Origin of the sequence: Sphingopyxis sp., from assembly GCF_965279725.1 — a bacterium.
In the GTDB taxonomy this organism is placed as follows: domain Bacteria; phylum Pseudomonadota; class Alphaproteobacteria; order Sphingomonadales; family Sphingomonadaceae; genus Sphingopyxis.
Genome location: NZ_CBDIIL010000001.1, coordinates 131,069 through 143,543 on the forward strand (window position 1 = coordinate 131,069; position 12,475 = coordinate 143,543).

Consider the following 12,475-nt stretch of genomic DNA (forward strand, 5'->3'; position numbering starts at 1 on the left):
TAGCGGGCCGCTCGCTTCGCAGCAAAGAGGATCACTCGACGCCGCAAAGCACGCCGAAAACCGGCAGTGGACGCATAGCTCAGTTGGTAGAGCAGCTGACTCTTAATCAGCGGGTCCTAGGTTCGAGCCCTAGTGCGTCCACCATTTCTTTCTTAACGATTTTCGATTGGTCATCCGGCGGTTTTCGAACGCCGGAAATATTTCCGGGTGCGCATGTCCGCTTTCGGCCCTGCATTCCGTCTTCCCTCTTGCAAGGCATCATGCGGGGACCGGGGTCCTCCAGCCGGGAGGGACATCATGAACGATCGAATTTTTCTGCGGACCGGCTGCGTCACCGTTCTGGCCAGCCTGTTCGCGCTGGGCAGCGTGACCGTCGCCGAGGCGCAGACGCGGTCACCGCGAATCCCGCCACGGATCATGACCCCGACACCCCCGCCCGCAGAAGACGCAGCGACGGCGGAGGAAGAGGAACCTCGGGAAGCCGTCCCGGTTCCGGCGCCGCGGCAAATTCGTCGTACCACGCCCGTCGTGACGTCGCCGACTCCCGCAACTATAGCTGTCGAGCGGCAGGTCCGGCGGGTGCCGCCGGTTGCGCCGACATCGACCGAAACGCCTGCGCCCGGTCCATCGATCCTAGGGCCACGTCGGCGCCCCCCGGTGATCGCTACCCCCACGCCCACGCCCGACACCATTCCCGACAATCGACAAATTCGTCGAGTGCCGCCGGTTGTCACAAGCCCGCCCGCCCTGCCGCCGACCGGACCTGTGCGCCCGCGCCGGACGCCGCCCGTAATCACATCGCCAACGCCCGCCGACACGGCGCCCGGCGAAGTCCGGCGGCGGCCGCCTGTCATCACGACCCCGGCAGCGGACGAACCCGGCGAAATCCGCCGCCGCCCACCGGTAATCACCACACCGACATCGGAAGGAACGGCCGAAATCCGCCGGCGCCCTCCCGTCATCACCAACACGCCCCCGGGAGAAGTCCGGCGGCGACCGCCGGTCGTTACTGCGTCCGATGATGATGGTGCCGCGGACGACACGCCGCAAGCATCGGTCATCACACCGTCCGACCGACGTCCGCAGACGCCGGTGCGCCCCCGCCCTGGATCGCTGGTCAATATTCTGGCCACCGAAATAATCCCGCCTGCCGATGGCCAGACCCAGCCGCTGGCCGGATCGGTCACGCTGCGGCGCGGCGGTTTCGGCGACATGATCAAGACGTTGCCCGTCGCCCGGCAGCTGTCCGGCGCTCAGTTGCGCGCCAATCCGACGATCAAGGTCGGCAAGACGCGGCTCGATTTCCGCAAGATGTTGGACAACCCCAAAGCGCTGATCAACGTCGCCGATCGATTGGGCGATATCCCCGACCTGGTCGATGTCCGGCCAGGGCAGTTGACGGCGTTCGAGGTCGGGAAAGGCGTCGTCGTTCGCGATTTCCTGTCCTACAGTTTCAAATCGGGCGCGTGCACCAGCGAACGCAATCGTGCCCGGATCGCGGCCACGGGGATAACCTGTTTTACGCGCTCGACGCCCGCCGAAATCGACAACAGCTATGCTAGGGCCGGTAGCCTGCGGTTCGTCCGCGACCCGATCAAGCGGGCGCAGGCGCTCGCTCAGGCGAAAGCCGAGCGCAATCAGGTTGGGCAGGACATCGACCAAGAGGTTGCCGGGTTTCGGGCTCGCCTCGCGGACCCGGCGATGCGCGCCGAGTTGGTTACGGCGGTCGGCGATGCCGAAGTCGCGCGGCTCGAGGCACTGGACGACACGTCGCTGGCAGGCGAGTTGATCAACAGCAGCGACAATCTGATCGAACAGATATTCTATGTGCCCACCGATGCACCGGCGCCGGAGCCTGCGACACCCGCGCCGCCGCCGGCGCCCAAGGTCGAAGACGTGAGCGCCTCCTATCCGCTTGGCACCTACACGTATCTCGCCGGCTTTACGCTGGGGCGAGATTTCGAATGGAGCCAGGGCGTTCAAACCACGATCAAATGGTGTCTCGTTGGATGCAAGAAGACCTATTATGCCAAGGTGTCCGCTGGGTTCGGCTACCAGTTCGGCCTCCGCTTTCCGATACAGCTCTCCGGCACCTATGATTATGCGTTGAAAGCCGGCGCGCAGAGCGCGACGGTGACGACGCAGATCGCGACGATCAACGGCAGCGCAGCCGATTACATCTCGACCAAGCTGCCCGCCAATCTCGTTTACGATGGCAAGGAACTCGTCGCCGGTTTCAACGCCCATGCCGGCGTTGCCGCCAAGCTGCCGATCATTGGCCAGCTTGGGCCGATCGATATTCCGCTGCTCGATTACGACCTCACCACATTATTGCCCGGCGACTTCGCCAACGGCCAGTTCAAGCCGCCGGAGCCTGGAAAGGCAGGGCCGTCGGCGCCCTTCATTCTCGAACAGCTCGACCTGCTCGGCGGACGGGGCAATTTCGGGGTGCTCGGAGCGCAAGTGTTCCCGGCCGTCGATATCCGGATGGATTCGACGCTGTTGTCGCTGTCGCTGACAGACAAATTCGCGCCCAACAAGGCGCCATTCACATTGTCCGCGGGGGCAACGACGGTGCCGCTGGCTTTGAAAAACGGGGCGACTGAATTCATCATCGGCAACCCGCAATATGGTATCCAGTTCACGCTGACTCCGGGCCTGAACGCCCGGCTGTTCATCGATCTGGCGGTTTGGGGTGCAAAGGTCGACTGGCCGGTCTGGTTCCCGCAATTGGCGGTCACCGTGCCGTCGGATGGGCTGAAATTCGAATGTCACGAAGGGACCGTCTGTTCGCAGGAATTCCGCTTCACACCGAACGGCGCGCAGTCGGTGTTCCTCGGCAAGGTTGAGCAATGGGGCCTGGACTTCGAAAAGCTCTACCTTCCGAAATGCATCGACGAAACTTGCCGGTTCGGGGTTCGGTTGGCCCAGAACAAAGTCATTTTTGAAGGGAAGAAAAGGGACGCTGACGATCCTTCCGGCGAAACCAACGCCCTTTACCAGTCGATGACTCCTTTCTTCGTTGAGGCCACCAAGCGCGCGAAAGCCTATATCGCCGACGCGCAGGCACGCAAATCGCAGGAAGTCTCGAACGCGATGGGCATTCTCGCGCAGGCGATCTGGACCAAGCAGTGCAAGGACAGCCTCTGCTTCGACAATGTCACCGCGTTGGCGGCGCAGATGGGACCGCGCGCGGCGCAGATTGCCCAAGCGAACCCAAGTCTGGGAACGATGAAGATCAACCAACAGGTGAACAAGGAATTCGTCCCGAAATTCCAGCAGGAAGTGAGCGATGCCGCGCTGCGCGAGTCAGTTGCCCAAGCGCAATTGGTGGCACGACAAACCAAGGGCGTGAAACAGCCCAAGGTGATCCGGTAAGCTTGTGTCCGCTTTCGATGCGCTTTGCCGTTTAGGTAACAAGGCCTCGCTTGCTGCGTGCCGCCGATTGGAGGGAGTGATGATCATGCGACCAGTGTTTTGGATTACGATGGCCCTGATAGCGACCGCGGGCCTGCCGGCGTCGCCCGCCGCCGCCCAGTTCGCGGCAGAAGACGCCGCCGAGCTGCCCGCGGACGGCGACGGCGCCTATGACGAGGCCGCCTATGAGGAAACCGATCCTTACGCCGAGCCCGAACCCGCCGACCCATATGGCGCCCTTCCTTCACGATCGATCGGCGACCGCAGCGTAGCGGACGTGGCCGGTAGCGTGCTCGGAGCCAAAGGCGCACAGCGGGTGCAGGACGCCGAGACGATCGTCCGCACCGTGATCGGACGGACCGGGTCCAATGGCGGAACGCCGGGATCGGCGGGCGCGGATCCGGTCGGATTGGTGCAGGATATTTTGACGGCGGCACGCAAGACAAAAGACCCGCAATAAGCGGCATGGCTCGCCGAGACAGCGCCCCCAATCATCGTTTGAAAGGATATTCACATGACCAGATTTCGCAAATTTTCGGCCGCCTTGCTTGGCACGGTCGCTCTCCTCGCCGGAACCGGCGCCGCCGGTGCTCCCAGTGGCGCGCAGCCCGACCTGTTCTCCTTTTCGGAAGGCGCGCGCCTTGTCCAATATCCTGACGACGTCATGCTCAGCCAGATGGACAGCAGTCCGCTCAACCTGATCGACGGGTTCGTCGCGACCGACTGGACGGGACGAGCCTCGCCGTCGCCGGTGTTCGTGCTCGAATTGCCTGAGCAAACCGAACTCAGCCGCATTTCGTTCGATACCAGCCCGCTCAACCGCGACGAGAAGGCCGTGCGCTCGGTGACGATCGAAGTATCCGACACCTCTTCGACCAGCGGCTTCGAGATGGTCGCCGAGGTCACGCTGAAACGGCTCAAAAACAACCAGAGCTTTTCCTTTGATCCCGAGTTTCTGCCCGTGGGTCGCTGGGTGCGCCTGACCGTTGTCGATAACCATAGCGGCGACGACTATTCGGCGCTGACCGGCTTTCACGGTTACGGACGGCAATTGACCGCGGTCGCCAAGATGCCCAATGTGACGGGAACCTATGAGGGACACAGCGGCTGGGGCAAAATCAACCTGACGCAACAGGGTGATCAGGTCACCGGTTGCTATGCATTTCTGAATGGCCGTGTCACCGGCGTCATCAAGGGGCGGACGATGATCCTGACCATGACCGAGACCGGGCTGGACGGATCACCGATCAAGCATCGCGCCTATTTCGGGATGAGCGCCAATGGCCGCCAGCTGATCGGGATCGGCCGCGACACCGACCCCGCGCTTGGCGAAGGCTATTTCGATTTCTATGCGGCCGATCGCACGAGCAATCGCGCCAGCGGCTGCTGACCCGCGACATTGTATATTACCAACGCTTGAAGGACCGACCAGTATGAAGACCTTATCATTTGTCACACTCGTTGCGGGCTCGCTGATGGTGGCCGGCTGCGGCGGATCGACCGATTCCGCCGAGCCGGGCGAGCAGGCTGAAGCGGGCAGCGGCGCTGCCACACCCAAAGGGTGGAATGCGGCCGACGCCTGCGCGGTCGTCGACAAGGCCAGGATGGCCGCGACGACCGGCAAGCCGGTCAAAGAAGCCACCCTCGGTCTGGTCCACGAAAGCAGCGGCAGCGATGCGACGACGTCCGAATGCAGCTATATCATGGAGGACGGCGGCCGCGCTTCGGTCCAGCTGCGCTGGTCGCCGATCAACGATAACACGCCCGAGGTGATGGCCGCGGCACTCAAAACGTCCAGAGAAACTGTCGAGGCGTTCGGTGGAACTGTCGATATCATCGAAGGGCTTGGAAAATCAGCGTTTTGGGTCGGCAAGATCGATTCCATGAGCGTGTTCATCGGCGACGATAAACTCGCAATTATAACGCTGCCCAGCAGCTCGACCTCAAAGGAGCAGGCGACCGCTCTTGCGCGTGAGCTTGGCGCCTGACTGACCGGTAGCGCCCACCGCGCCCAGCTTTCTTTCGCGCTTGCCAAACCCCTGACCGGCCCGCATAAATTCTGCGGGCGCGGTGGGCGGCCTGTCAGCAGCGCGGAGAAAGTCGATCGATCCGGATCATAGCGCCGCACCCGATTTTCCGGGGACCGCCGATGCCCTGATGGCCTTGCTGTACAGCGAGCTGCGGGTCATCGCGCGGCGCGAACATTTCCGGGCCGGCGGCCCGCAAACTTTGCAGCCGACCGCGCTGATCAACGAAGCCTATGTCAAACTGCAGCGCCGCGACGGGTGGGAGAGCGAAGCGCATTTCCTGGGCTGCGCCGCGACCGCGATCCGCCATATCCTGATCGACGCCGCGCGGGCGCGAATGGCGTCGAAACGCGACGCGCCGATGTACAGCTTTACCCAGAGCCTCGATTCCATGGCAGCCGCCGTTCCCGAGGATGCCGAGGTCGTCAAACTGGGCGATGCTTTAAAGGCGCTCGCCGATGTCGATGCCAATCTGGCCAAGGTCGTCGATTGCCGCTTTTTTGCCGGGCTCGATGAAAAGGAAACGGCGCAGGTGCTGGGCGTTTCGGATCGCACGGTGCGGCGTTGGTGGGTCCAGGCGCGCGCCTGGATTCATGTCGAAATGCTGGCGGCTTAGGTCCTGACCCTAACTGCCCGCCGCCAGTCGTTTGCGAAACGCCGGAAAACTCTTGAGATAGGATGCGGCAGCCGCCCCATTGGCCTTGAAAATGGTTTCGGACCGGTCCGCGGCGGCTTTGGCACCGGCAAGCTGCCCGGATTTTAGCAGAGAGAGGGCGCGGGCGCGCTCGACGACACCATGTGTCATGCTGACCGGCATATCCTTCATGATCGTGTCGATCTCGCCCAATATGCGCAGGGCTTGCCGCGTATCCCCCGTTTCGGCCAGCGCTTCGGCCAATGTCGCCCCGATGATGATGGTCGGCTGGGCGGCCGGGCTCAGCTTTTCGCTCGCCATCGGCCATGCCTCGGTCAGCAACAGACTTGCTTCCTTATGTTTGCCCAGCGTCGCCTTCACGCGGCCGAGTTGAAACAGATCGACCGCCAACCCTGCTGACTTGCCGAACACGGCCCGGCGCCGGGTCACGACACGCTGTAAAATCGGTTCGGCGCGTTCGGGCTGGTCCAGCTTGCCGTAGCGCACGCCCTTGAGCTGTTCCATCGCCAGCGCCAGCGTGCTGTCTTCCTGCCGGTTTTCCACCGTAATCCGGTCCGCCCGGGCAAAGATTTCGGGCATTGCGTCGATCTGGTTCGCCTCGAGCATATAGGCGAGCACGTTGTTATAGACCGTCATGCGGTCGCGATAACTGTCGGCATAGGCAATATCCGCGTCGGACAAGGTCGGTTTCAACAGCGCGATCGCATCTTCGGTCCGCCCGGTGCGACGCCAAAGCTGGGCGCGGGTCAAATTGACGTCGACCAGCTCGCGGCGAAACCGCACCGGGTCGGTACGAAACACCGGCTCCGCGGCATCGATCAGCGGCGCCATCTGGTCGGTTTTGCCCGAGGAGGCAGCCGAGGCTGCGGCGCGGATTTTTAGTTGAGCGGTCGCCACCCGGTCGTTCTTGCCGATCCCGCGGGCCAGCGCCCTGGTGATCAGCGCGTCGGCGCCGACGGCATCCTCCAAGTTGATGTAAAGGTCGAACAGCGTCGACACCAAAGTTGCCGACTCCGCGCTGGTATCGACCGAGTTCACCAGTCGTTCGGCGGTCGAATCGAGCATCTGTTTGACCGTTACGCTTTCGCCGGCATCGGCATCCGCGGTGTCGCGCAGCATCACCTGCAGCATCTGGTTGATCGATGCCGATCGCTTTGCCGCATCCTGCGCCAGATCGCGTTCGATCGCCGTCTGATGCGATTGCCACACGATTCCGCCGACCCCGACGAGCAGCGCGGCAAACGCCGCACCTGCCGCGGTAACCGCCAGCTTGTTGCGGCGCACGAACCGCCCGAACCGATAGCGCGTCGTCCCGTCGCGTGCCTTGACGGGCTTCAGATCCTGATGCCGCGCGATGTCGTCGGCCAGCGCCTGAACGCTATCATAGCGTTGCGCCGGGTCGCGCCGCATTGCCTTGAGGATGATCGCATCGAGGTCGCCCGCGACCGCTTGCGCGCGGACCGGTGCGCCATCGCGGGCAGCGACCCTGCTGGGCAGCGCAGGATCTTCCTGCAGGATACGGCGAACCATCATCGGCACCGAACTGCCGTCCCGTTGCCAGGGCGAGGTACCCGTCACCAGCTGATACAGCACCGCGCCCAACGCATAAATATCGGTTGCGATCGTGATCTGCTCGCCGCCCAGTTGCTCGGGCGCGGCATAGTCGGGGGTCAGCATCGGCTGCGTCGTTTCTGCGCCCGTCGCGTCGCCGTCGATCAGCTTGGCAATGCCGAAATCGAGCAGTTTGACCGATCCGTCACCGTCGATCATGATGTTCGACGGCTTCAGGTCGCGGTGGACCACCAGATGCGCGTGGGCATAAGCGACAGCCGCGCAGATGTCGCGGAACAGCGCCAGCCTGACCGCCAGATCCGCATTCTCCTCGCGAACCCAGTGATCGATCGGTCGCCCGTCGATATAGTCCATCACCATATAGGGCCGCCCGTCGGCGGCCATACCACCATCGATCAGGCGCGCGATATGCGGGTGGTTGAGGCTCGCCAACAAGCGTCGTTCGCGCGCGAAAAGCTGGCCTTTCTCCGACGCTTCGGCACGGAGCAACTTGATGGCGACCTGCTGGACGAAATCGGCATCGGAGCGATGGGCCAGATACACTTCGCCCATCCCGCCGCGCCCCAGATAGCGATCGACGGTGAAACCGCCGACGATCTGCCCGACCGCCAGCGACCTGAAATCCCCCTCGCCCGCTGCTCCGGCATCCAGCGATGGACTGCTGCTATCGAGAATGCCTTCGGACCGATGCGCGGTGAGCATCGCGCGAGCCTTGTCGATCACGGCGGCGCTTACCGTCGATTGCGCCAACAACCGATCCTGATCGTCCGGGGGCAAGTCCACAAGCTGATCGAAGAGTTTTTGAACAGCTGTCCATTCGCCGGCCCCGTCGTCGATCATGTTCCCCCCGATCCGACGTCCGAGGTATCAGAAGGCGGGACAATAGCAATTGCCGAGCGGCGGTTGATCACGCCATGCGCTAAGACTTGCGCTGCGCCGCCAATATGCGCAGCACATTGCCGCTCCACATCTTTTCGATATCGGTGTCGGAATAGCCCGCAGCCTTCAGTCGCTCGGTGACCTTGGGCAGCGCCGAAATATCCTCAATCCCCGGCAGGCCGCCGCCGCCGTCCCAGTCGGCACCGAAGCAGATATGGTCAGGCCCGGCGACCTCGATCGCGCGCAGCACCATCGTCATATAAGCCTCGAAATCTGCGGCCCACATCTGCTCGGTCTTGTCGAGTTCGCGCCACTGGCGGGTCAGGGCGACCTGCTCGGCGGGCGACATTTGGCCGATCCGTTCATATTTCCCGAACAGGTCGGCACGCGTCGGCGACATGTTCATTTCGGACATGAAGATCGTCGAGATGCACATCGCGCCGCCCTTCGCCGCGAGCGCTTTCAGCCGCCCTTCGTCGAGGTTGCGCGGATGATTATAGGCCGAACGCAGGCTAGAATGGGACAGCAGGATCGGATATTTCGACAGCGCGAGCATCTGGTCGAACGCGGCATCCGACGAATGGCTCGCATCGATGACGATGCCGAGCCGGTTCATCTCCGCCACCCATTGTTTGCCGAGGGGGCTGAGGCCGTTCCAGCGCCCTTCGCCCGTTGCGCTATCTGCGAACTGATTGTCCTTGGAATGCACCGGTCCGGCGAGGCGCAAGCCCTTGTCGTAAAAGCCCTTGAGCAAAGACAGGTCTTCGCCCAACGGATAGCTGTTCTCCATCGATTTGAAGGCGATCAGCTTGCCTTCCTTGTTCAGCCGCACGGCATCCGCTGCGGTCAGCGCCGGTCTGATTGCGTCTGCATATTTGGCGATGGTGCGGTCAATCAGGTCCGACCGCGCCCGCGCAAAGGCGAGCGCATCGGCATAGCCCTTTGCGGTCAACGGTCCCTGATCGGTATATATGGCGAAGAAGCCGCCATCGAGATTGCCGTCCTGCATCCGCGGGATATCGAGCTGCGCCAGATCGTCCGCGAGCGCGTGACGGTCGGCGAAACTCCACCCTTGCCGCTCGAAATGCAACGGGGTGTCAAGGTGGGTGTCGAGCACCAGCATTCTGCTGTGCAGCGGCGCCTCGGGGGTTCTCACCGCGTCCTCACCGGTCGAGCAAGCCGACAGCGCGGTGGCGGTCAGCAGGATCGCGAGATGCTTCACTTCTTGTCCTCCACGGGCTTCAGGTCGAGGTCGTGATAATCCCAGCTGAAGTCGGCGATCTGGCTGACCGCCTTCATCGTCACCCCGGTAATCTTGCCGTCGGCGTCGAGCGCGAAGGTGACATAGGCGGGTTCGATCGCCGGATCGTCGAAATCGGTGACGAAGCTGTCATATTGCCAGTGCTTGAGCCGCCCCGTCATGCGCGGGGTCGAGGTGAAGTCGATCGTCAGGCCCGTCGATGCCTGCCCGATCACCACATCGCCATACCAGGGATCGCGATAGCGCCCGGCATAGCCCGCCAGCGAAAGCGAGGGACCGCTCTTCGCTGGCGATGCCTGCGTCTGTTTCAGATATTCCACCCCGCCCGCGAGCCGCGATTGATACCAATCCTCCCATTTCGCGATCCAGCCATAATCGGGTTGATCGAGATAATGGTCGATCAGGTCGTAATAGAGGCCGAGGAGCATCCCGCTGTCCTCGCTGTTCATCATGATCGCGAAGCCGATATTTTTGTCGGGGATCATCACGACACGGGTGATCGATCCGAACACCCCGCCGCTGTGCTGGACGATGCGGTGGCCGCGATAATCCTGCACCTGCCAGCCGAGCGCATAGGCCTGCTGGTTCGGCTGCGCGGGTTTGAGGCTGTCGGGCAGCGGGGTGATCGGCATCGGGGTGACCGGCGCCCACATCTCGGCCGCCTGTGCTTCGCTGAACAGGCGTTTGCCATTCGGCAGCGCGCCGTGCGCGAGCTGGATCTTGAGCCACGCTGCCATGTCGTCGGCGCTGAGCGCGAGCCCGCCGGCGGGTGCGCCGTTGCGACCCAGCTCGTCGCGTTCGTTGAGCGCTTGTTGTGGGCCAAGGCCGCGCAAGGCGCCCGACAGCCGCGCGTGCGGCCACGACCGGTTGGGGATACGAAAGCGATCCTCACTGTCGCTGGTGGCGTTCTTCATGCCACCGGCGCGCAGCACGCGCTCGCCCATGAAGGCTTCCCACGTCTTGCCGGTAACCTCCTCGATCAACTGCCCAGCGACGGCGTAAAGGATGTTGTCATAGGCATAGGCCGAACGAAAACTCGTTTTAGGCTTGAGAAAAGCGACACGCTCGACCGTCTGCTTGCGCGTGAGGTTGGTGCGCGGAACAAACATCAGATCGCCCTGCCCCAGCCCCAATCCGCTGCGGTGGACGAGCAAGTCGCGGATCGTGATTTCGCGCGTTACCCACGCGTCGTGCATGCGGAACCATGGCATATGCTTGATGACCGGATCGTCCCACGCGATCTTGCCCTCATCGACCAGGATCGCGAGCGCCGCGGCGGTCATCGCCTTGCCGGTCGATCCGGTCTGGAACAAAGTTTGCGCATCGACCGGCGCGCGCTCGCCCAGCTTGCGGACGCCCCAGCCGCGCGACAGCGTCGTCTTCCCATCCTCGACGATCGCAATCGAAACCCCGGGCGCGCCGATCTTCTGGCGCAAGGTTTCGACCGTTTCCACGATATCCTTCGGCGGATCGGCCCAGGCGGGCGCGGCGACAGACAGCATCAGCGACAGGGCAAGCAAGCGGACGGCTTTCATGGCAGGGTCTCCATTTGAACGGGCGCGGCGCGCAGCAGGCGCCAGACCCCGATGGTCAGTAACGGCGCGACAAAAACGATCAGGAACAGCCAGGCGAGGAAGCGATACCCGCTGGCAATCAGGTCGACGAGGCCGATCTCGCCCGCGACAAACATGCAGCCGGTCAGGATCACCGCGCCAATGATCGCGCGCGCGCCCGGCGAAAGCGCTGCCCGCCCGCGGCTCTCGACCGCGCCCGAAATCCGCTCGTTTATCGCGTGCACCGCCCCGGCGCCGCTTTCGAGCAGCGCAGCAAAGATCATCACCTGGAACAGGATATGGAAACCCGGCACCGTCATCTGGCGAAGCAGAAAGTCCGACGGCAAGGTCTCGGCGCCGATCGCGGGGTAAAAGGCCATCATCGCGACGAAGAACAGAATCGCGGGCGCCATCGACAGCGGCCCGGCGATCAGCCCCGCGACCACAGCGTCTCGCTGGCTGGTCAGATGACGCAGCACCGGCAGGATCACCACCGCGCCGACGATATTATAGCTCGCATAGGTCAGCCCGCCCGCCATCCAGTTGCCCGACGGCGGCGGCGCGCTGGCAAAGCCCTGTCCGATCAACCCGCCGAAGCTGGCGAGCGCGAGGATCAGGAACATGCCGTACACCGCGTAAAGCAGGAACGAGACATATTTGAACATCTGCTCGACCGCGTCGGTACCCCATGCCACCACCGCAACAATCGCGACCGCCAGCAGCACCGATCCGAGCAGGTCGGGCCAGCCGAAGGTCGCGGCCCCGATCGCCCCCGCCGCGGCGCCGAACACCGCCAGGATCAGGACGACAAAGATGATATAGGCGGCCTCGAATGCGACCCAGGCGGGACCGAGAAGCCCCTTGAAAAAAGCGCGATAATCATAAGCGCCCAGTTTGCGCGCGAGCGCGAATGTGATGGCCGCGACGATGCTCCATACCAATGTAGCGAGCAGCATGGCCGCCAGCCCGCCCCATGGCCCCGACGGCACGAAATATTCGGCGAGCTCGCGTCCCGTCGCATAGCCGCCGCCGATGATGACGGCCTTCAGCGCGAAACCGGGCAGCAGGAAGCGCTGGAACCAGCTCGACCTGCCGCCCGTCTCGCCCACAC

The 12,475-nt window shown here is 63.3% G+C and carries 9 protein-coding genes and 1 tRNA gene; 6 read left to right on the plus strand and 4 right to left on the minus strand.

Annotation, left to right across the window (positions count from 1 at the left end):
* Positions 1-68 precede the first annotated feature (68 nt).
* The 6 genes from ACQY6T_RS00635 (at position 69) to ACQY6T_RS00660 (ending at position 6,060) form a co-directional block, all read left to right on the plus strand.
* A tRNA-Lys gene (locus tag ACQY6T_RS00635) sits at positions 69-144 on the plus strand.
* A 153-nt stretch (positions 145-297) separates the two neighbouring features.
* On the plus strand, positions 298-3,378 hold the full coding sequence (locus tag ACQY6T_RS00640) for a hypothetical protein (protein WP_428627256.1): 3,081 nt from the start codon (positions 298-300) through the stop codon (positions 3,376-3,378).
* A gap of 85 nt (positions 3,379-3,463) precedes the next feature.
* Positions 3,464-3,877, plus strand: a complete 414-nt coding sequence (locus tag ACQY6T_RS00645; RefSeq protein WP_428627259.1) for a hypothetical protein — start codon at positions 3,464-3,466, stop codon at positions 3,875-3,877.
* A 54-nt stretch (positions 3,878-3,931) separates the two neighbouring features.
* Positions 3,932-4,807, plus strand: a complete 876-nt coding sequence (locus ACQY6T_RS00650; RefSeq protein WP_428627260.1) for a discoidin domain-containing protein — start codon at positions 3,932-3,934, stop codon at positions 4,805-4,807.
* A gap of 43 nt (positions 4,808-4,850) precedes the next feature.
* A complete protein-coding gene (locus ACQY6T_RS00655; protein WP_428627263.1) occupies positions 4,851-5,405 on the plus strand; it encodes a hypothetical protein in 555 nt (184 codons plus the stop codon).
* 82 nt (positions 5,406-5,487) lie between these two features.
* Positions 5,488-6,060 carry an ECF-type sigma factor gene (locus tag ACQY6T_RS00660; RefSeq protein ID WP_428627265.1) on the plus strand — a complete coding sequence of 191 codons (573 nt, stop codon included), beginning with the start codon at positions 5,488-5,490 and terminating at the stop codon, positions 6,058-6,060.
* A gap of 9 nt (positions 6,061-6,069) precedes the next feature.
* Here ACQY6T_RS00660 and ACQY6T_RS00665 read toward each other — a convergent pair whose 3' ends face one another.
* From ACQY6T_RS00665 to ACQY6T_RS00680, 4 genes are all read right to left on the minus strand, one after another.
* Entirely contained in the window at positions 6,070-8,454 is a 2,385-nt protein-coding gene (locus tag ACQY6T_RS00665) for a serine/threonine-protein kinase (protein WP_428627266.1), read from the minus strand.
* A 136-nt stretch (positions 8,455-8,590) separates the two neighbouring features.
* Positions 8,591-9,772 (minus strand): dipeptidase, encoded by a 1,182-nt coding sequence (locus ACQY6T_RS00670; protein WP_428627269.1) that lies wholly within the window; start codon positions 9,770-9,772, stop codon positions 8,591-8,593.
* Entirely contained in the window at positions 9,769-11,346 is a 1,578-nt protein-coding gene (locus ACQY6T_RS00675) for a serine hydrolase (protein ID WP_428627270.1), read from the minus strand. Before ACQY6T_RS00675 ends, ACQY6T_RS00670 begins: the two co-directional genes overlap by 4 nt.
* Positions 11,343-12,473: a YkvI family membrane protein gene (locus ACQY6T_RS00680; protein ID WP_428627272.1), complete on the minus strand. Its 1,131-nt coding sequence runs from the start codon at positions 12,471-12,473 to the stop codon at positions 11,343-11,345. The genes ACQY6T_RS00675 and ACQY6T_RS00680 overlap by 4 nt, the downstream gene beginning before the upstream one ends.
* Positions 12,474-12,475 lie beyond the last annotated feature (2 nt).